The 20,753-nt window shown below is 55.8% G+C and carries 18 protein-coding genes and 1 tRNA gene; 11 read left to right on the forward strand and 8 right to left on the reverse strand.

Features of this window, described 5'->3' with window-relative positions; translation table 11 throughout:
- Nucleotides 1-24: 24 nt before the first annotated feature.
- Entirely contained in the window at nt 25-1,608 is a 1,584-nt protein-coding gene (locus MKZ35_RS04090; protein ID WP_482511931.1) for an amino acid permease, read from the forward strand.
- Between the two features lie 66 nt (nt 1,609-1,674).
- Here MKZ35_RS04090 and MKZ35_RS04095 read toward each other — a convergent pair whose 3' ends face one another.
- Nucleotides 1,675-1,896, reverse strand: coding sequence for a hypervirulence associated TUDOR domain-containing protein (locus tag MKZ35_RS04095; RefSeq protein ID WP_482511932.1), 222 nt, complete (start codon nt 1,894-1,896; stop codon nt 1,675-1,677).
- A gap of 174 nt (nt 1,897-2,070) precedes the next feature.
- On the opposite strand from MKZ35_RS04095, the gene MKZ35_RS04100 reads away from it, so the two are divergent.
- From MKZ35_RS04100 to MKZ35_RS04110, 3 genes are all read left to right on the forward strand, one after another.
- Complete coding sequence (locus MKZ35_RS04100) at nt 2,071-3,330, forward strand: dipeptidase (protein WP_482511933.1); 1,260 nt, start codon at nt 2,071-2,073, stop codon at nt 3,328-3,330.
- A 151-nt stretch (nt 3,331-3,481) separates the two neighbouring features.
- Nucleotides 3,482-6,535: an amidohydrolase family protein gene (locus tag MKZ35_RS04105; RefSeq protein WP_482511934.1), complete on the forward strand. Its 3,054-nt coding sequence runs from the start codon at nt 3,482-3,484 to the stop codon at nt 6,533-6,535.
- Nucleotides 6,536-6,865: 330 nt separating this feature from the next.
- A complete protein-coding gene (locus MKZ35_RS04110; protein WP_482511935.1) occupies nt 6,866-8,179 on the forward strand; it encodes an amidohydrolase family protein in 1,314 nt (437 codons plus the stop codon).
- Between the two features lie 210 nt (nt 8,180-8,389).
- Here the strand turns inward: MKZ35_RS04110 and MKZ35_RS04115 are convergent, their stop codons facing one another.
- Complete coding sequence (locus MKZ35_RS04115; protein ID WP_482511936.1) at nt 8,390-8,980, reverse strand: DUF1989 domain-containing protein; 591 nt, start codon at nt 8,978-8,980, stop codon at nt 8,390-8,392.
- A complete protein-coding gene (gene gntA, locus MKZ35_RS04120; protein WP_482511937.1) occupies nt 8,949-9,641 on the reverse strand; it encodes a guanitoxin biosynthesis heme-dependent pre-guanitoxin N-hydroxylase GntA in 693 nt (230 codons plus the stop codon). The genes MKZ35_RS04115 and gntA overlap by 32 nt, the downstream gene beginning before the upstream one ends.
- Before the next feature lie 407 nt (nt 9,642-10,048).
- Here gntA and MKZ35_RS04125 point away from each other — a divergent pair, with 407 nt between their 5' ends.
- The 5 genes from MKZ35_RS04125 (at nt 10,049) to MKZ35_RS04145 (ending at nt 15,761) form a co-directional block, all read left to right on the forward strand.
- Nucleotides 10,049-10,723: a response regulator gene (locus tag MKZ35_RS04125; RefSeq protein ID WP_482511938.1), complete on the forward strand. Its 675-nt coding sequence runs from the start codon at nt 10,049-10,051 to the stop codon at nt 10,721-10,723.
- A gap of 479 nt (nt 10,724-11,202) precedes the next feature.
- Entirely contained in the window at nt 11,203-11,331 is a 129-nt protein-coding gene (locus MKZ35_RS04130; RefSeq protein WP_482511939.1) for a hypothetical protein, read from the forward strand.
- Between the two features lie 161 nt (nt 11,332-11,492).
- Nucleotides 11,493-13,535: an RICIN domain-containing protein gene (locus tag MKZ35_RS04135; protein ID WP_482511940.1), complete on the forward strand. Its 2,043-nt coding sequence runs from the start codon at nt 11,493-11,495 to the stop codon at nt 13,533-13,535.
- A gap of 327 nt (nt 13,536-13,862) precedes the next feature.
- On the forward strand, nt 13,863-14,780 hold the full coding sequence (locus MKZ35_RS04140) for a DUF6929 family protein (protein ID WP_482511941.1): 918 nt from the start codon (nt 13,863-13,865) through the stop codon (nt 14,778-14,780).
- A 132-nt stretch (nt 14,781-14,912) separates the two neighbouring features.
- Nucleotides 14,913-15,761: an oxidoreductase gene (locus MKZ35_RS04145; RefSeq protein ID WP_482511942.1), complete on the forward strand. Its 849-nt coding sequence runs from the start codon at nt 14,913-14,915 to the stop codon at nt 15,759-15,761.
- 85 nt (nt 15,762-15,846) lie between these two features.
- On the opposite strand, the gene MKZ35_RS04150 is transcribed toward MKZ35_RS04145, so the two are convergent.
- From MKZ35_RS04150 to MKZ35_RS04170, 5 genes are all read right to left on the reverse strand, one after another.
- On the reverse strand, nt 15,847-16,569 hold the full coding sequence (locus MKZ35_RS04150) for a M48 family metallopeptidase (RefSeq protein WP_482511943.1): 723 nt from the start codon (nt 16,567-16,569) through the stop codon (nt 15,847-15,849).
- 99 nt (nt 16,570-16,668) lie between these two features.
- A tRNA-Leu gene (locus tag MKZ35_RS04155) sits at nt 16,669-16,750 on the reverse strand.
- Between the two features lie 19 nt (nt 16,751-16,769).
- Complete coding sequence (locus MKZ35_RS04160; RefSeq protein ID WP_482511944.1) at nt 16,770-17,303, reverse strand: iron-sulfur cluster co-chaperone HscB C-terminal domain-containing protein; 534 nt, start codon at nt 17,301-17,303, stop codon at nt 16,770-16,772.
- Nucleotides 17,304-17,429: 126 nt separating this feature from the next.
- Nucleotides 17,430-17,720, reverse strand: coding sequence for a putative quinol monooxygenase (locus MKZ35_RS04165; RefSeq protein ID WP_482511945.1), 291 nt, complete (start codon nt 17,718-17,720; stop codon nt 17,430-17,432).
- A 141-nt stretch (nt 17,721-17,861) separates the two neighbouring features.
- A complete protein-coding gene (locus MKZ35_RS04170; protein WP_482511946.1) occupies nt 17,862-18,677 on the reverse strand; it encodes an SAM hydrolase/SAM-dependent halogenase family protein in 816 nt (271 codons plus the stop codon).
- Nucleotides 18,678-18,818: 141 nt separating this feature from the next.
- Here MKZ35_RS04170 and MKZ35_RS04175 point away from each other — a divergent pair, with 141 nt between their 5' ends.
- Nucleotides 18,819-19,904 carry a PhoH family protein gene (locus MKZ35_RS04175; RefSeq protein ID WP_482511947.1) on the forward strand — a complete coding sequence of 362 codons (1,086 nt, stop codon included), beginning with the start codon at nt 18,819-18,821 and terminating at the stop codon, nt 19,902-19,904.
- A gap of 297 nt (nt 19,905-20,201) precedes the next feature.
- Nucleotides 20,202-20,636 carry a GNAT family N-acetyltransferase gene (locus MKZ35_RS04180; RefSeq protein WP_482511948.1) on the forward strand — a complete coding sequence of 145 codons (435 nt, stop codon included), beginning with the start codon at nt 20,202-20,204 and terminating at the stop codon, nt 20,634-20,636.
- Nucleotides 20,637-20,753: the final 117 nt, after the last annotated feature.

The following is a 20,753-nucleotide window of genomic DNA, read 5'->3' on the forward strand; positions in this document are numbered from 1 at the left end:
CACTCTCCTCTTTTTTCATTTTCTATGGCAAATATTTTCGCCAAAAAACCCCTGGCCCAGCTGCTGGGCGAAGCGAATACCTCCGGCGAAGGCACGCTGAAGCGTACTTTGGGTGCTTTGAATCTGATGGCTCTAGGCATCGGAGCCATTATTGGGGCCGGTTTGTTTGTGCGCACGGCGGCGGCGGCGGCGCAGGCTTCGGGCCCCGGTGTGACGCTGGCCTTCATCGTGGCCGCCATTGGTTGCGCCTTCGCGGGCTTGTGCTACGCCGAGTTTGCGGCTATGATTCCAATTGCCGGTTCGGCCTACACCTACGCCTACACCACCATGGGCGAGTTTGTGGCCTGGATTATCGGCTGGGCCCTGATCATGGAATACGCCCTGGGCGCGGCCACCGTGTCGATTGCCTGGAGCGAATATTTGAACAAGCTCTTGGAGGAATTTGGTACTAGTATACCCTACAATCTATGCCACTCACCCTTCGAAAGCTCCGTGGTAAACGGCGTCACTGAGCACGGCCTGATCAATCTGCCGGCGTTGTTGGTTATCGTGGCCTTGTCGCTGCTGCTCATCAAGGGCACCCAGGAGTCGGCCATGTTCAACGCTGTTATCGTGGTAGTGAAAGTGGCTATCGTATTGATATTCATTGCGGTAGGCTGGCAGTTTATTGACCCTGCCAACCACACGCCTTACCTGATTCCTGAGAATGCTGAGCCGGTGAAAAACGCGGCGGGCACCGTCGTGCGCGAATACACGGCCTGGAACAAGCACGGCTGGGGCGGTATAATGGGTGGCGCGGCCATCGTGTTCTTCGCTTTTATCGGATTTGATGCCGTAAGTACAGCGGCGCAGGAAGCCAAGAACCCCAAACGCGACATGCCCATCGGTATTCTGGGCTCGCTGGCTGTGTGTACCATTCTCTACATTCTCTTCGGCCACGTGCTGACAGGCGTTGCCAGCTGGCGCGAATTTGCCGACCCAGCGCTGGGCGGCGAGGCATCCGTAACCTATGCTATTTCGGCCCACATGCCCGGCTACGGCTGGCTGGCTACGGCCGTAACGGTGGCTATCCTGGCCGGTTTCTCATCGGTTATTCTGGTCATGCTCATGGGCCAGAGCCGGGTATTTTTCTCGATGGCCAATGACGGCCTGATGCCGAAAGCCTTCTCGGAACTGCACCCCAAGTTCCGCACGCCCTACAAGTCGAACCTGGCGCTGCTGGTGTTCGTGGGGGCTTTCGCGGCCTTCGTGCCCGGCTCTCTTGCCGGTGACCTGACCTCGTTTGGTACGCTGCTGGCCTTCGTGCTGGTATCGGCCGGCGTCTGGATCATGCGCCGCTCCGACCCCGAGCAACATCGCCCTTTCCGCGCGCCGCTCTCGTCGCCCTCGTTCCCCTTCGTGCCCATCATGGGCATCGTAGTGTGCGTAGGTATGATTCTGGCCCTCGACCTGTTCACCCTGAAAGTGGCCATGGGCTGGATGATCCTCGGCTTCATTGTGTACTTCATCTACGGGCAGCGCAATAGCAAATTGCAGCAAGGCATCGTGGTGGTGCCCAAGGAGATGGAAGAGCAAGCCTTCATTGAACCTGACAAAGACAATTTGTAAACTGCCTTCAGCATAAAAAAGCCCCCCAGAGAAGTTCTGGGGGGCTTTTTTATGCTGAAGGCAGTGCTACTTCTTCTTGGCAGTGGCGGCCGTTACTTCGCTTTGCAGCTTCACCACTTTGTCGCCGTTTTCCTGCACGATTACGAAAGCCGGATTGTCGGCCGTGCCGTTGCGGGTGATGTCGCTGCCCTTGATCTTTTTGGTGATGGACTCCTTGTGGACCTCCTCTATTTTGCCGCTGGCGGTGCCAGTGCCATATTTCCAGGTGACGGTGGTGCCTTTGCGCATGGGAATGGGGTGGTTAATGCTGAGTTGTATACTGCATCTACTGAGGCAGCTAGCACAATGTTGCAAGCCAAGCAGATAGAGAAGAAGAGAGGCTTGCGAAACGCCGCCGGTAGATGTCGGCAACCTTAATAAATAACTACTTTAGGACGTCCTTCACCTTCCGTCCCATCGGCTATGCCCCACTGCTACCGTACCGCGTTGCTTCTGCTCACAATCGGTCTTGCTGGACCGGCCGCCGCCCAGACGAAGCCAAAGCAGCAAGCACAGACACGCACTGTACACGAGCGGCTTTTTACCGTTGATACCCACCAGGACACGCCCGACAACAGCCTGCTCAAGCCTGACTTCGACCTCACCCTCGACCACGACCCAGCTACAGCCCAAGTGGATTTGCCCAAAATGCGCCGCGGTGGCATCGATGCCGCTTTCTGGGTGGTATACATGGGTCAGGGTCCCCGCACTACGGAAGGTACTGAAACCGCCCGCCAGCGGGCGCAGACTATGTTCGCGGGCATTCAGAGCGCGGTAGCTTCCCATCCTCAAGACCTGGCTCTTGTCACCACACCCGAGGCTGCTCGACGCGCGGGGGAAGCCGGCAAGCGAGCCATTTTCATTGGCATGGAAAACGGCTACCCCGTGGGCCGCGACCTAAGCCAGTTGCAGGCCTACTATAATCAGGGCGTGCGTTACCTTACGCTCTGCCACTCCTCCAACAACGAAATCTGCGACTCTGCCACCGACCCCAAGGGCCCCGAATACCAAGGACTGAGTCAGTTTGGCGAGCAAGTAGTGACCGAAATGAACCGTTTGGGCATGATGGTCGACCTCTCGCACACCTCTGATTCTACCTTTTATGATGTGCTGCGCCTGTCGAGGGTGCCAGTTATTGCCTCGCACTCCAGCTGCCGTGCCTTAGCTGATATGCCCCGCAACCTCTCGGATGAGATGCTGCGGGCCTTGGCCCGCAACGGCGGCGTGGTGCAAATCAACTTTTTTAGCCCTTATGTGAAAACAGAGGCTAAAAGCCCCGAAAGGATAGCCGCCGAGCAGGCTTTCTTTGCCAAATGGCAGATAAAAACTTCTTTGAATGTTTACGGCTTGCCACCCGAAGACCAAAAACAAGCCCTGGCGGAGCTGGGCCAAATCCAGAAGCAATTTCCGGTGCCACTAGCTACCCTCCAGGACGCCGCCAACCAGATAGACCACGCCGTAAAAGTGGCCGGCATCAACCACGTAGGCATCGGCTCCGACTTTGATGGGGGCAGCGTGCTCACCGGTCTGCGCGACGTAGGCGACTTCCCCGCCCTGACCGAGGAGCTGCTCCGGCGGGGCTATTCGCGCCGTGACCTTGCCAAAATCTGGGGCGGCAACCTGTTTCGGGTAATGAAAGCAGTGGCGAAAGGCAAGGGGACATCAGTAGCTGCGGCTCCTTGAAGTGGTATTTAGGGGGTGAGGTAATACAACAAGCTAACTAAATAGCTTAGCTCCGGTTTCAGCGCCACGCGCTAATTATCTACATTTGAAATAACGCCCGCCTTGCTGCTGGCCGACCTGCTTCTTCGTTTTTCCTCAACCCAAACCCTGCATGCAAACCTCTATTCCCCGCTTGGGGCTGGTGGGTGGGCTGCTGCTCGTCGGCCTCGGCGCGTATGCCCAACCCAGTACCTACCCCCGCAATGGCGTGTACGACCAACGGCCCGGCCTGTACGCCTTCACCCACGCCACCATTTTTACCGATTACAAAACCAAGCTCACCGACGCTACCCTGCTTATTCGGGATGGCAAAGTGGAGGCTGTGGGCCCCAACGTGAAAATTCCGGCCGGGGCGGTGGTGCAGGATTTGAAAGGCAAATATATCTATCCTGGCTTCGTGGATTTAGCTGCCAGCTACGGCTTGCCGGAGGTGAAAGCGCCCGAACGCACCGGCCGCCGGTCCGGGCCGCAGTTCGAGAGCAAAAAGGTGGGTGCCTACGACTGGAACCAGGCTATTCACCCCGAAACCGATGCCGCCAGCGAGTTTAAAGTAAACGACGAACAGGCCGATGCTTACCGCAAGCTGGGCTTCGGGGCCGTGCTTACCCAGCAGCCCGATGGCATTGCCCGCGGCACGGCGGCCCTCGTTACCCTGGCTACCACCAACCGCCGCGAAACGGACGTGATTCTCACCGACCGCGCCGCCGCGGGTTTTTCCTTCGATAAAGGCACCAGCACCCAGGATTATCCAGGTTCATTGATGGGCAGTATTGCGCTGCTGCGCCAAACATACCTGGATGCCGACTGGAACAAGCGTAACCCGAGCAAGGAGCAAAACCTGTCGCTACGGGCTCTGCAGGAGCAGCGCGGCTTGCCCCAAGTGTTTGAGGTGAGCGACAAGCTGAACGCCCTGCGCGCCGATAAGCTCGGCGACGAGTTCAAGACCCAGTATATCATCAAAGGCCGCGGCGACGAGTACCAGCGCGTTGCCGATATCAAGGCTACGGGCGCGCCATTTATTCTGAGCCTTAACTTTCCCGATGCCTACAACGTGGACGACGTGTACGACGCCTCGCGCATATCCCTGGAAGAGCTGAAGCACTGGGAAATGGCCCCCGCCAATGCCGCGCTGCTCGCCAAAGCGGGCGTCCCGATTGCCTTATCGGCCAGTGATTTAAAGGACAAAAAGAAGTTTTTGCCCAATCTGCGCAAGGCTATTCAATACGGCCTGACCGAGGAGCAAGCCCTACGCGCCCTCACTGCCACGCCCGCCGAGCTGGTAAAGGCCCAGGACAAAGTAGGTAGCCTGAAACCCGGCCTGGCGGCCAACTTCCTGGTGTGCTCCAACCGCCTGTTTGCCGAAGACAACGTGCTGCTCGACAACTGGGTGCAGGGCGAGCGCTACCAGCTCAGCAACTTGCCCGCCGACTACCGCGGCGTGTACACCCTGCAAGTTGGCAACCGCCCGGCCGTGCAATTGCTACTAGCCGGCAAGCCCGAAGCGCCCGAGCTGAAAATAGCCGTATCGCCCAAAGACACGGTGCGGGGGGCAATTTCGGTGCAGGGCGACCTGGCTACCATCGTGTACAACCCCACGCCCAAAGACAAAACCACCGCCGTGCGCCTGAGTGGCTACTACACCCCCGAAACCCGCCAGTTTCAGGGCGACGGTCAGCTCCCCGACGCGACCCGCGTGAAGTGGACGGCCAAGCGCCAGGAGGTAGCCAGCCAGGCCGCCAAGCGCGACTCAGTCAAAGCTGCGGAGGTAGTACAGCTGGGCTCCATGCTCTACCCGTTTGCCGCCTACGGCCGCGCGACCATGCCCCAGCAGGAAACAGTATTGATTAAAAATGCCACCGTCTGGACCAGCGAAGCCGCCGGCAAGCTGGAAGGCACCGACGTATTGCTGGTGGGGGGCAAAATTTCGAAAGTAGGTAAGAACCTAACCGCCAAAGATGCGCGCGTAATTGACGGCACGGGCAAGCACCTCACGCCGGGCATTATTGATGAACACTCCCACATTGCTGTAGTTGGTGGCGTGAACGAAGGCACTCAGGCGGTGACCTCCGAAGTGCGCATCGGCGACGTACTCGACCCGGAAGACGTAGACCTGTACCGTGACCTGGCCGGCGGCGTTACGGCAGCTCAGCTGCTACACGGCTCAGCCAACCCCATCGGTGGGCAGTCTCAGCTGATTAAGATCCGTTGGGGCGGCGCCCCCGAAGACTTAAAAGTGGCCGGTGCCGATGGGTTTATCAAATTCGCCTTGGGCGAAAACGTGAAGCAATCGAACTGGGGCGAGGCTAATGTGCTGCGCTTCCCGCAGTCGCGTATGGGCGTGGAGCAGGTGTTTGTGGATGCCTTCACGCGGGCAAAGGAGTACGAAAAGGAGTGGGCCGCTTACAACAAGATCGGCAAAGGCAAGCAGAAGAAAGCCGAAGCCCCGCGCCGCGACCTGGAGTTGGATGCCCTGGTGGAAATCCTGAACAACAAGCGTTTCATCACCTGCCACAGCTACGTGCAGAGCGAAATTAACATGCTCATCAATGTGGCCGACCGTCTGGGCTTTAAGGTGAATACCTTCACCCACATTCTGGAAGGCTACAAAGTGGCCGACAAAATGAAGGCCCACGGAGCTGCCGCCAGCACTTTCGCCGACTGGTGGGGCTACAAAAACGAGGTGCGCGACGCCATTCCCTACAATGCCGCCATCATGCACGACGCTGGCCTGACCGTCGCCATCAACTCCGACGACGCCGAAATGAGCCGCCGCCTCAACCAGGAAGCCGCCAAAACCGTGAAGTACGGTGGTTTGTCGGAAGAGGAAGCTATGAAGCTGGTCACCATCAACCCCGCCAAAATGCTGCACGTCGACAACAAGATGGGTAGCATCAAGGAAGGCAAGGACGCCGACGTAGTGCTCTGGAGCGCCCACCCGCTTAGCATCTATGCCCACGCCGAGCGCACCTTCGTCGATGGCCGTCAGATGTTTGACCTGGAGTCGGACAAGGACATGCGTGCGGAAATGGAGAAGGAGCGCCTGCGCATCGTGCAGAAAATGCTGGCCGCCAAGAAAAGCGGCGCCCCCACCCAAACCCCCACAGCCAAAGCCACCGGCCATTTCCACTGCGATACAGTAGGGGAGGAAAAGGAATTGGACAAGTAGAATGTCAAGCTCCCCTCCTCAGATGAGGAGGGGATGCCGCGCCATCGGCGCGGCTGGGGTGGTTGAGGTCGTTGCTGATGTTGTTTAGCGTGAACAATAGAAGAGGGGCGGTCATGCAGAGCAAAGCGAAGCATCTCGCGTGTTTAGTAGGATGAGTAATCACACGTCAGCACGCGAGATGCTTCACTGCGTTCTGCATGACCGCCATTTAGAACAACTACTAAACAACCTAACACCTGAATAACGCCCTCAACCACCCCCGTCTCAGCTTCGCTTCGACATCCCCTCCTCATCTGAGGAGGGGAGTTGCTCATACTAAACAACTTGATAATGAAACATATACTGCTTTCTTTAAGCTTGCTGGCCGCTATTTCGGCTTCTGCCCAAGTACCCACGCCCGCCCCACCGCAAAGCCGGCCCATCCTACTGGTGGGGGGCAATTTGCACGTGGGCAACGGCACGGTAGTGCCCGATGCGGCCGTTGCTTTCGATAAGGGCCGCATCACTTACGCTGGTGCGCAAAATGGCTTCACCCAGCGCGAAGGCTATGAGGTAGTGGACGTGAAAGGTCAGGAAATATACCCCGGCTTGATTTTGCCCAATACTACCCTGGGTCTTACCGAAGTGTCGTCCATCCGGGCGACGGTGGATGAGGAGGAGGTAGGCACGATGAACCCCAACGTCCGCTCCCTGATTGCCTATAATACTGACTCTGACATCATCCCGACGGTGCGGACCAACGGCGTGCTGCTGGCCCAGATTACGCCCCGCGGCGGCATGCTGTCGGGCCAAAGCAGCATTGTGCAGCTCGATGCCTGGAACTGGCAGGATGCAGCCGTGCGCGCCGACGATGCGCTGCACCTGAACTGGCCCCAGATGGTGCTCAAGCTGAACCCGGCCGAAGACGAGAAAGTGACGGAAAAACGCACTAAGGACCGTCAGGTTCAGCTACGCGAGCTGGAAGTCATGTTCGCGGAAGCGTCGGCGTATAAAAATTTGCCCCCTAGTCGTCGCGAAAACCTCCGCCTATCCGCGCTGGGGGGCATTTTCGATGGTTCCAAAACCTTGTTTATCCACGCCGACTACGGCAAGGAAATCATCGAGGGCGTAAACTTCGCCAAGCGCATGGGTGTGCAGAAAGTAGCCGTAGTAGGAGCCCGCGACGCCTGGATGATGCTCGATTTCTTGAAGCAAAACGACATTGCCGTAGTCTTGTCGCGCACCCACGCCTTGCCTCGTCGCCCCGGCGACGACTACGATTTGCCCTACAAGTTGCCGAACATGCTACAGCAGGCAGGCATCCGCTTCTGCCTTGACTATGAGGGCAGTATGGAAACGGCTGGCTCGCGCAACCTGGCGTTCATCGCTGGCACAGCCGCCGGCCACGGCCTCACCCAGGAGCAAGCCATCACGTCTGTTACCCTCAGCCCCGCCCGCATCATGGGCATCGACAAGGACTACGGCAGCCTCGAAAATGGCAAAAGCGCCACGCTGGTCGTGAGCAGCGGTGACTTGCTGGATATGCGCACCAACAACATCACCCATGCCTACATCGACGGCCGCGCCTTCAGCCCCGAGAATAAGCAAGCATACCTGAACCGGAAATTTCGGAGTAAGTATGGGATGCCGGTAGGTGTGAAGTAAATCTTTTACTGAAGTTATAGAAAAAGCCCCCCAGGCTATATCTGGGGGGCTTTTTCTAATTGTATATTTAACAGGCGGTCATGCAGAGCGCAGCGAAGCATCTCGCGTGTTTACTGAGATTAGTAATCCAGCGTCAGCACGCGAGATGCTTCGCTACGCTCTGCATGACCGCCTTCTATGTTTTTATTGAAGATGAAGAAGTAGGTTATTTTATCCCTCAATCTGATAACCGATCGGCTTGAAGGCGTAGTTATTCGACATCTCTGCTGAGCAGGCTGTTAAGCCGACCAGCAAGTCCATTTTGGCTTCCAGCACCACGTAGTCGCCGGCTTTGCTTTTGGGGGGCAAAACGCCCACTTTACCGGTGGTGCCATCCACGGTGACGTGCATGAAAATGTTGAAGCAGATAGGAATAGCATCGGGGCTGATGCCGTGCTCCGCGAGGGCGGCGCTCAAGTTGCCGAAGCAGCCCCGGTGCGGCTGCTGATGCCCGTAGATAATGCGAAACGTATCAGCCGAGCAGGGCGTGAGCAGGAAATCGTGGCGACCTACCGTATCTTCCACCATGTCGAACATGATATTGCTGCGGTTGGAGTAGAAGGGGTGGCCTTTGGTTAGGAAAATAGTTTCGGCGTAATCGATGGTGCGGCCCGACGACAGATATTCCGCTTTGTCTTGCAGGTTATAGCACACGAAGTCAGCTACCTGCTCACCTTCAATGTCGACCACGCGCAGGCGCTGACCTTTTTTGACGAGAAACGAGGTGCCGCTACGCGGCGGAATGATGATTAACTGCTGCATGTTGGCTTAAAAAAGGGCATTTCCAGGTTTCATCGTACACCCGGCCGCTGTATTGGTAGACCTCCGAAGCCTGGCCGTAGTCTTCCAACATGGGGTTGATGGAGCCTGAATACGCCATATCACGGGTGCGGATGGTGTTGCGCAGCCCATCGAAGCGGCTGGCTTCCCGGATCTGCTCGAACTGGGCGTGGGCGTTAAATACCAGCGTTGGATAGTTGAACTGGCGGGCCAGCCGGCTGCTGCCAGGGTGCAGACCGATGATAAAAAAGGCTTCTTCCTTCAGGCTAAAGCTGAAATCGGGAGAATTAGGGTCGGCTACCACACGCTTATCGTAGCCATAGCGCTGGGCATCCAGGTTGGATAATGCCTGCAAGCGTTGCCACAGAAACTCCTCAAACTGGGCTTCATTCGGGTTTTCAGGGCCCTTAAAGATGATAGCCAAGCTATGGTACAGCTTCGTCGACTGCCGGTACTCATCCACGAAATCATAGATGAATTGCAGAATGGCCGCGTCGTCTTTAGGGCAGGCCATATGATCAACTACCAAGCATTTTATCTGCTTCCAGGTCAGCGCGGTTTTGGCGGCTACGCAAGGGAATTCTTTGTTATTTATAAAATCAAAGTATTTCGATGTTATAATATTATCTTCAGCATCAGTCATATAAGCTACTCAGGTCAAAAACTACGGACGGAATAATTAAACTCCTCAGCTTAGTTTACGAGCAGATTATTCGAAAGGTTGAGGCTTTTGCTGCAAAAAGTTAAACAAAACAGTAGATTATAGTACTGGAAAAACAGCCATTTTTACGACAGAATAGCCTCCTTACTACCAATACTTCCCTAGATTCACGGTTTTAAGAAAAGCTTAGTTGTGCCCTCATTCTCTGTTTCATTCTGGAAAAATTATTCTTCACTGAGAAGAGGCATGCGAGGTAATGGATTATTATTACGGAAGAAGATTTATCGTATATTTCTACCTGCCGTTGCGGGCAAATTATCTAGGCGTAGTATAGTCTGCTATGGGTAGAAATTGCGTAACCTGTTCTTCTACCTGATCATTCGCGCCATATGAACGAACTATTAGCTGATTCATATATTCCTGTTTTGGTGCTCGATGATCACCAAATGGTAATAGAGGGCGTGAAGACGTTGCTGAAATCTCAGCCCAATATCCGGGTGGTGGCCGATGCAAACCGGGGCGCCGACGCCCTACAACTCCTGATCAAGCATCCGGAAGTGCGCGTCGTACTCACCGATCTGAATATGCCGCAGATGTCGGGCCTGGAGTTTATTCGGGCGGCGCGGGAAATCAATGATACGCTGCGTATTGTAGCACTCAGCATGTTTTATGATCATGCTTCCGTAACGGATGTGCTTAGCGCTGGCGGCTGTGGCTACGTGTTGAAAAGCCTTAGCCCGGCAGAATTAATACAAGCCATTGAGCAAGTAGCAGCGGGCCACAAATACTTCAGCCCGGAGGTAGGATCGATGCTGCTACAAAATCTGGAACTTGTTAGTCTCAAGGCAGCTCCCGCTACGGATGCCCCAGTACCGCTGACCTTACGGGAGCGAGAGATACTTGAGCTTATCAGTAAAGAGTATTCCAATCACCACATTGCCGAAAAGCTGTTCATTAGCGAACGGACAGTGGAAACGCACCGCAAGAATATCTTAACCAAGACCAAATCAAAGTCGATAATTGGTTTGATTCGATACGCCCTACGCCACAAGCTTATCCAGTAAATGCAACTTCCTGCATATTCTTAGCCTCTACATTTTGTGGGGGCTTTTTTATGCTTTTTGGTGTGGTTAGCCGCTAATACGCTTAAGAAGCAATTTGGGTTGCAGTTAACTCATGTATTCGGGTAGTAGTGATAAAGGCCTTATACGGGATTTAAATGCACTATTTATAGGTAGCATCCGGACTGGTACGGATAACATTATACGTACTGCCCCAGACAGAAAATTACGGGGTAATACGCATTTACTTTTGCTTACTAAATGAACTACCTTAGCATCGTTCAAAAAGATATTTCAATTTTTATAGTTAGTAGCTAAAAAAAATTGAAATATCTTTTTCCTCCTGAGTAGCACTTTCCCGCCAATCTATACACACCAAATTTTCACCTTTATAAAGCAAGTTTACCATGCCGTCCAAAATTCTATCCTTCATTTGCCACGCTCCGGGTATGATGCCTGGGTCGTACCCTTCAGTTCCTACCATGCCGAGCACCCGCTCGGTGGAGCGCAAGTCAGAAGCTAAGAGCGCTGCTCCAACGGGCCACTTTGCTGCTATCTATGAGAACGACCGGTTTGTTCGCTTTAAGTACATCAACAACGCTATCAGCTAATACTGCTTTATGCCTGTGTTATTTTAATGTATGTAATTCTACTTTAGCTACTTAGTCTTATCAACCGCCGCTTCTGCCCTAGGCAGAAGCGGCGGTTCTCGTTTGGGGCCCATCCGGTTCAGATTTAGCTAACTTGCGGCCCAGTCCATTCATTCGCGTGCATGCTCCCTTCGCCGCTTCGCCTTCTGCTCTTTTTATTGGCTTTTGCTACGGCAGGCCCACTTTTCGCCCAAAACACACCTTTTATTCCGGATGAAAAGGCTTACTACGGCATTGCCGCCCGCAGTAGTGGCCGGTCGCTGGATGTAGCCAACTCCTCGCTTGAGTCGGGGGCGGCCATGGTGCAGTGGGAGTTTACCCACGCCCCCAGCCAGCAGTGGCGCTTTGTGCGCGTCATGCCGGGCAGCGACTACTTCCGGATCGAAGGGCGCCAGAGCGGCAAGTGCCTGACGGTAGATAAACCTGATGAAAATGCCCCCCTGGTGCAGCGACCCTATACAGGCAGTCTGTATCAGCAGTGGCGCCTGGTGCCGGGCGGGCCGGCTGGCAGCTTGCAGCTCATCAGTAAGGGCAACGACCGCTGCATTTCCGTAGCCTCGGCCGATAAGGCTAATGGAACGCCCATTGTTTCGCAAAAGCCCGCCAACCGGGCCACCCAGCAGTGGCGCTTATTTAAGCTTCGCCTGAATGTAGATGCCAGCCTGCCCGGTTTCGGGCCGCCGCAGGCCTTGAATACGCTGAATACTGCCGGCAACGAGCTGCAACCCGTGCTGGCACCTGACAATGCGACCTTGTTTTTTGTGCGCACCAAGTTTGCCGGTAACATGGAAGGCGACGCCGAATCGGGGGATATCTGGATGAGCCGCTCCATCGATCAGGGCCGCACCTGGAACCCGGCTACGCGCTTCGATGGGCTGAATACGCCCCAGCACAACGGCGTGATGGCGGTGGTAAAGGATGGCTACTACCTACTGGTGCGCGGCTACTACGAGCGCGACGGCACCTTCCACGACGAGGGTATTTCGCGCGCTGCGCGCAACGTGGGGGGCAAAAATGGCAACCGCACCGAGCAGCTGGATATCATTAATTATTACTCCACCGGTACCGCCACTACCTTTTTTCAGACCAACGACGAGAAGGTTCTGCTGCTTTCCCTAGAGCGGACCGATGGCTACGGCGGCAATGACCTGTATATCAGTCAGCCGGCGGGTAGAGGCTCGTGGAGCGAGCCGCGCAACCTGGGCGACGTAGTGAACTCGCCGGGCTTTGAATTTGCCCCCTGGCTTTCGCCCGACGGCAAAACGCTGTATTTCTCCTCCTGGGGCCACGGTGGCTACGGCAGCGCCGACATCTTCGCCAGCACCCGCCTCGACGACTCCTGGACCAAGTGGAGCGAGCCGCGCAACCTAGGGCCTACCCTCAATGGGCCGGGTTTCGATGCCTATTTCAGCCTCACGCCCGACGGTAAACAGGCCTACTACGCCGCTTCGCGTACGGCCAACGGTCCCGCCGACCTGTTTCGGGTGGAGGTAGGCGCGGTGCCCCCCGACTCGGTGGTGGAAAAAGTGCCGGCTCCCACCTTTGCCGTGGCGCCACCGCGGGCATTGCTATCGGGCCGCGTGATTAATGCCAAAACCCAGCAAGCGGTAGCCGCCGAGGTGAAAATTGCGAGTCTGGGGGGCAATTTCTCGTACAACGCCACTGCCCGCGTGGAGGCCGGCACCGGCAGCTACCAGTTTACGCTGCCGCCCGGCCGCTACCGGCTCTCAGCCGTCAGCGGCGGCTTCCTGACGGCCACTGATACACTCACCGTTACGGCGCCACTTACCCGCAACCTCCTGTTAGTGCCCGCTGGGGTAGGCTCACGCCTGGAGCTGCCAACCCTGATTTTTGCCCAGGGCAAATACAATCTGCTCGGAGCATCATACGCTGAGCTGAACCGCCTGGCGGGCACTCTCACCGATAACCCCACGGTAAATATTCGCCTGGAAGGCCACACCGATAACCAGGGCAATGCCGGCCTCAATCAGAAGCTGTCGGAAGATAGAGTGGCGGAAGTGAAACGTTACCTCGTAAGTCGCGGCGTAGCCGAAGACCGCATCAGCACCGTTGGCTACGGTGGCACGAAGCCCCGCGCCAGCAATGAGCGCGAAGAAACCCGCCGCCTGAATCGGCGGGTAGAGTTTACCATTACGAAGGAGTAATAAGCCCTTTACCTAAAAGCCGTCATGCTCATCTGGCGTCCGGCACGAAGCATCTCGCGTGTTTACAAGAACGTCATGCTGACGAAGGAAGCATCTCGCGTGTTTAGTTGAATTAGTAATCCGGCATCAGTACGCGAGATGCTTCGCGCTACGTATGCCAGATCAAGCATGACGTTCTATTTGGATTAAGCTATCAGCCATTCTGCAGGCATATACATTTATGCGGAATAGCGGGTGCGTTGGTTGGTACGCACTAAAAAATGCCCCCCAGCGGCGCAGGTGCGTATGAAGAGGCGAAAAACAACGTTAGCTTGTGGAGCCTATCCTATGAAAGCAACCATCCTTCGTCAGTTCGATTTGCCTGATCTACCCTCCGCGTCAGGAGTAGAAGTAGTTGGCGACACGGCCTATATTATCGGCGACGACTCACCTTTCCTGTATTGTTTTGATGCGCGGGCCCTGAAGCCCAACGGCCGCATCACCCTCTTCGAAACGGTGCATTTCAGTTCTGGCCGCTTGCCCAAAAACCTTAAGCCCGACCTGGAGTGCCTCACGGCCGTGCCCGCAGCCCACGGCGACACGGCCCTGCTGGTGTGTGGCTCGGGCGCCACGGCGGAGCGGGAAAAGGGGTTTTGGGTGACGCTGCCCAGACAGTCGGGTGCCGGAGCTACGGTGTACCCACTGTCGTTGAGTGCCTTATATGCTGCTCTGCGCAAAGCGTTGCCCAAGAGTATGGTGCTAAATCTGGAGGCCGCTGCCGCCACCGCTACCGAGCTGCTGCTGTTTCAGCGTACGGTGGGTTCGGGAGAGGGTAATCTGCTGTTTCGGCTGCCTTTGACAGAGGCGTTAGATTTTATTCAGCACCGCTCAAGTCAACTGCCCGCTATCCAAACGCAGCTTTATCAATTGCCTGCCATCGGGCAGAAACCTGCCGGCTTTTCGGGTGCTACCATCTATAAGGACAAGCTGTTCATGACGGCCTCCGTAGAAGACACCAGCGACCCCGTAGCCGATGGCGAAGTGCTAGGTAGCTTCGTAGGTGTGCTGGACCTGGCGAAGCGCTCAGACAGGCCTTTGCAGACACGCTTTACCCAACTGGTATTGCCCAGTGGCCAGCCCTACCGCGGCAAGGTAGAAAGCGTCACCGTGCGCCGCGAAATAGCCCCCCAGCGCTACGAGCTGCTGCTTGTCACTGATGATGACGCCGGCGGCTCCACGGCGGTATTGGTAGAGCTGGAAGAGTAGCTGCATACCAGATGCCGGGCTCTAGGGCACGGCCTGAATCACTTACTTGCTAAACCCAAAGCAGCTTCCAGAAGTTAAAAAAACGGCAGTGGCATTCGCGCCTGCTTATTATTCATTTTGTTTATCTGAACAATGCCAACCAACACTAAAAACTGGTTTATCACGGGTGTCAGCACCGGCTTCGGGGCATCTCTGGCCGAACTACTCCTACAAAAAGGCGACAAAGTAGCCGCCACCTTCCGCCAGCAGCAGCAAGCTGATGAGTTCACCCAAAAAGCCGGCGAAAACGGCCGTGGCTTCGTCTGCGACGTTACGAATGAAGCCGAGGTAAAGCAGGCTGTCGCTGCTGCTGTTAAAGCGCTGGGCCACCTCGACGTGGTAGTAAATAACGCGGGCTACGGCTCTCTGGGCAGCATCGAGGAAATTACGGCCGAGGAAGTGCACCGCCAGTTCGACGTGAATGTATTCGGTCCTTTGCATGTCCTGCGGGCCGTATTGCCTCATTTGCGAGAGCGAAAAAGTGGCCACGTCATTAACATCACCAGCATTGGGGGGCTAAAAACGTTTCCCGGTGTGGGCGTGTACAATGCTTCTAAATTTGCTCTCGAAGCCATCGGCGAAAGCCTGGCTCAGCAGGTAGGTCCGCTGGGAATAAAAGTCACCAACATCGAGCCCAGCGGCTTCCGCACCGACTGGGCCGGCCGTTCCGCCAGCTTCGTTGATACCCAGATTGAGGACTACCGCGCCACGGTAGGCGAAAACCTCAAAGGTATCCAGAGCTACAGCGGCCGCCAGCCCGGCGACCCCGACCGCGCCGCCCAAATCATGTATGACCTCGTGCGTCAGGAGAATCCGCCCCTGCACCTGCCCCTAGGCAAAGCCGCCGTGAAAGGCGCCAAGGATAAGTTTACGGGTTTGGTAAAAGAGCTGGAAGAAGTAGCGGAAATCGGCAACTCAGCCGATTTCCCGGAAGGCGCTTAGTACGTTAGTAGAACATCTGAAAATGGCCCGGAAGTATTCTGCTTCCGGGCCATTTTCGTGTATAAGCTATACTGATTATCGTATTCTAGTCTGCGTCCGACCCCGCAGCAGGGCCTAGCGTCACTTGGCTCAACTCCGCCTTGTATGTCCGCCACTCGGGCATAAACTGGTCCATGAAGCCCCAGAACCGGGCGTTGTGGTAGCGCTCGTGCAGATGTACCAGCTCGTGCACCACTACATATTCCAGGCAGAGCGGGGGGCGTTTTATCAGTTCCAGATTCAGCCAAATGCGCTTTGCCTGGATGTTGCAGGTACCCCAGCGAGTCTTCATTTGCTTTACGCCCCAAGAGGCTGCTTGTTTGCCTACAATGGGTTCCCATTTGGTGAGCAGGGCCGGCAACTGCGCTTTTAGCTGAGCGCGGTACCAGGCCGTCAATATGCTTTCGCGCTGCTCCTTGGTAGTGCCTTCGGGCACGCACAAGTCTAAATACTGCGTATCCCGAATACCTACCCGCGGCCGTCCGTGGGTTTCGTGAACCTGCAACGCGTAGCCCTGGCCCTGGTAGAAATGCGTTTCGCCCGATACATAAGCAAGCTCCACCGGCCGCTCGCGCGCCGCAAACTTCGCCTGATGCTTTTGAATCCAGAGCCACCGGGCTACGACAAATTCCTCGATAGTACTGGCGGGCATACGCATTGGGGCCGCTACCCGCACTTTACCATCAGGCGCATACACGGTCAGTCGGAGGCTGCGGATGTTTTTGCGCACCAGTTCCACCTGCAAACCGTCAATCTCTAAAAGAGCCATGCGGATATAATGCTTTAAATCACTGCATGCAAAAAGCCTGAAAAATCGCATCTGTTTCCAGATCATCGATTTCTCAGGCTTTTTATTTCTGCTACTCTGTACCCAGAGCCGGAGTCGAACCGGCACACCTTGCGGTATTGGTGTTTGAGACCAACGCGTCTACCGGTTCCGCCATCTGGGCTTCACTACGCTCCCACGACTCAGGAACGGGTGGCAAACTTAGCCAGACTTTCGCGAATACGCAACAAGTATCGGCGTTTCAAATAATAGGTGCGCACTTGTTGAAGGGCCTGGGGGCGCACGTCGGGGGGCAAACCGGGGTAGCCAGCTAGTACCGGTTCGATGCCCGCGTCGAGGGTTTCAGCTAAGGCATTTACCTCATTCTCAACGCTTGCCACCACGCTGGGGTCAGGCTCCATTTCCAGCTCCATGAGCTGTTCGTTGAGCTCCATTACTTCCATCAAAAAATCGGGCGGAATTTCCTGTTTGCCTTCTTCCAGCAGGCCGTGGCGACTGAGAATATAGGCCATGCGCTGGTCGGGGTCGGAGAGGGTGCGGTAGGCGTTCGTGTTCTGGGTGGCTAGGTGCAGGATTTCCTGCTGCCGCTCGGGGACCGCGGTAGCGTGAAAATCGGGGTGATACTCGCGACTGAAGGCGTAATATTTTTGCTTTAGCGCATCCTCATCGGGGTGGAAGGATTCGGGCAGGTCGTAGAATTCGAAGTAGTCAGTCATGAATCGCAGATGTTGCGGATTGAGAGAATTGCACAGAGTGAGGCGCCGACTGATGTAGAGCCGGCGCCATGCTTATACGGAACATACGGTAACAGCATCAGAACCGGCTAAAGCAGAGAAATCTTCTTATTCGCCTACTCTGTGAGTGGAAAACGCTTGGGCGGGAGCAGCAAACAACGCCTTGGTAGCCGGCCACACTTCCCCAAACAAGGCTGACTTGCGGTACGCATTCAGGGCCTCCTCCGACTCCCAATGACTATAAGTACAGTAAATGGTGGGCGTGTTCGCGTCCTGCCACAGCTCCAGGTGCTCACAGCCCGGCATTTGACGGATACGGTCTGCGGACGCGCGAAAAATTTCCAGAAAGGCTGTGGTGTGCTCGGTCGGGAATGTCATGCGCACAATTCGGATCAGCATGAGAACGTGAATTTTGAGAAAGTAAAAATGCCCCCAACGTTGAAGAACACGATAATTCTTCTATGACAGGATGTCTTAACAAACTTAACATAATATAAAAACATAAATTGAATGCGTCATTAGGCGCAATAGAGGGTGTTTTTATGAGTTGAAGCGGGATACTCTTTGTGGGGCTCCTTCTACCGGAGTGCCCTCCACCACGAAGCGCACATCTACCTGCGAGTCGAAGTGAAGACCGAGCAGTTCGGCGGCGTGGCCTTGGTTGATGCCAATGCAAAGTACATCCTGGCTGTTATAAATGCACACGGCTTCGCCGGGATCGGTAGCCTGAAAGTGGGGGGCAATTTCGCGCACTGTTTCGCGGGCAAAGTGCACGGTGCACGGCCGGCCGTGACCCACGGCTTCGATGGCAGTGCGGGTGATGTTAGTAATGAGGTTGCCGTAGTGATCCACGTGCACCACATGACCAGTGATGCGATGATCCTGGATGCGCAACTGCCGGTTAAGGAGCTGATACAACTCCGTGGTGGCGGGTCCCAGCTGCTCCAGAAGCCGACCCTGCGCCAGGTGCACGGCGGCGGGCGCCAGTATATCGCGGGTAGGAGAGGGCGTGGCGGCGGCAGGCAGGCGCACTACATCGGCAGGGCGGCCGTCGATGAGCAAGGTGAGTAAGCCGTTGTCGGCACCCACGAAATAATGATTCTCGAACAACACGGCGTGCCAGCGACCCTGAGCCCCGCCGTAGTCGTTCACGCCCAAGAGATGTACGGTGCCGGCCGGAAAATCACGAAACACTGCATTTAGAACGTGTAAGGCGTGCGCGATGTTGAAGGGCTCAATGGCGTGGGAAATGTCCAGAACAGGCTGTGTGGGGGCCAATTGCAGTAGGCGCGCCTTCACGGCCGCTACATAATGGTCGCGGTAGCCAAAATCGGACAAAAACGTAATCAACCCCATTGCCGGAAATCCTGAGTTCTTCGTACTATTGTTTGACCCCGGTTTAGACCGGGGTGGGGGCGGCAAAAGTAGGCATTTGCTCCTACCGACGGCCCACATTCAATCTTTTTATCCAATTCTTCGCCTTAAAGCACTCATAATTTGGTCGAGAAAATCATCACCCTCGAAAATGTCTCCCTCGTTGAGTTCCTCGGACCCGACAATCAGAACATCCGCCAGCTGGCTGCCGCTTTCCCCGGCAGCAAAATCATCAGCCGTGGCAACGAAATAAAAATTCAGGGCCAGACGCCCGTCATTGCCCGCATCAACGAGATTCTGTCGTCCCTTATTGAGCATTATCACCAGTACGGCGCCATCACCGACCGCAACGTGAGCGAGTACATTGCCGCGGCCGATGACGAGCAGCAGGAGCGCATTATTGCCACCGCCTCGCCCGCCGATGTGATTGTGTTCGGGGCGAAAGGCGGCGTTATCAAGGCCAAAACTCCCAACCAGCAGAAGCTGGTGGATACGGTCATGAAGCACGATTTGACTTTTGCTCTGGGGCCCGCCGGAACAGGTAAAACCTACGTTTCGGTAGCGCTGGCCGTGCGGGCGCTCAAGAATAAAGAGGTCAAGAAAATCATCATTTCGCGCCCCGTAGTGGAAGCCGGCGAAAGCCTGGGCTTTCTGCCCGGTGATATGAAGGAGAAGGTTGACCCGTATCTGCGCCCTATTTATGACGCCCTGGAGGACATGATTCCGCCCGAAAAGCTGAAGTTCTACCAGGAAAACAAAATCATCGAAATTGCCCCCCTGGCTTACATGCGGGGCCGGACGCTGAATAATGCCTTCGTGCTGCTGGATGAGGCGCAGAACACCACGCCTTCCCAGCTCAAGATGTTCCTGACCCGTATGGGCCCGACGGCGAAGGTGATGGTAAACGGTGACCGCAGCCAGATTGACTTGCCTACCAAGCAGAAATCAGGTTTGCTGCAAGCCCTTGACATTCTGCGCGATGTACGCGGTATCGGTTTCGTGGAGATGACGGCTGAGGACGTGGTGCGCCACCGCCTCGTAAAGGAAATCGTGTATGCCTACGACCGCTACGACGTGCAGACGCAGCGCGACCAGGCTACCCGCCCGGCCCGCGACCTCTACCGTCCGCACCCGGATTCCCGTCCCGAGTCGGATTTTCCGCCTAGTGGTCCTGCGAGTCTGCCCGTTAACCGCGAGCAGCAACTCTAAATCACAGATTATAAGCTGATTTCGCTGCTTTAATCGCCGCGAATTGAATAAGTCGCCCCCGCATTAGCGGAAAATCATTTCCAAAAAGCCCCCCAGATTTCTGGGGGGCTTTTTTGTTTCGTGTACTTTCGCTGGCTAAGTAGCTAGAGGTACTGTCTTGCGGATTTGATATAGAAGCACAACATATTGTGTCTCCTCGTTGAGCAACTAACGACTGCAATGACAAGACACAAAAAAATATTGTCTGTCTATCTGCTTTGATACCTGTCTATTTAAATCCCCAACACTATCTGATACATGATTATCGCCGAAAGAATTACTGATCTGCGCGACCTTGATGACGCCTTTACCATCCGCGAAACCGTGTTCGTGCATGAGCAAGGCGTGCCCCTGAACGACGAATACGACGAGCATGACCGCACCGACGCCACCCACTATCTGGCCCGCGCTGCCGATGGCACGCCTTGTGGTGCTGCCCGCTGGCGCCCCACCGATAAGGGGGTGAAACTAGAGCGCTTCGCCGTACTCGCCGACTACCGCAATCAGCAAGTAGGCGCTGCCCTGCTGCACCGGGTGCTGGAAGACGCCCACGCCGCGTACCCAGAGGCTACATTGTATCTGCACGCTCAGCTACGGGCCATTCCATTCTATGAGCGCCACGGGTTCGAGAAAGTAGGCGAGCAGTTTTCGGAGTGTGATATTGAGCACTTTAAGATGATCTGGCGCGGGTGAGGGCACCTTGCAGGCGCCCGTCGTTGGACGACTCGCCTTGAGCAGTAACAACTAAACAACGATGGGCGCCTGCAAGGCTCCCTACAAAGTCCTTTCGCCTCAAATGCGGAAGGACTT

This window comes from Hymenobacter sp. R533113 (assembly GCF_056835965.1).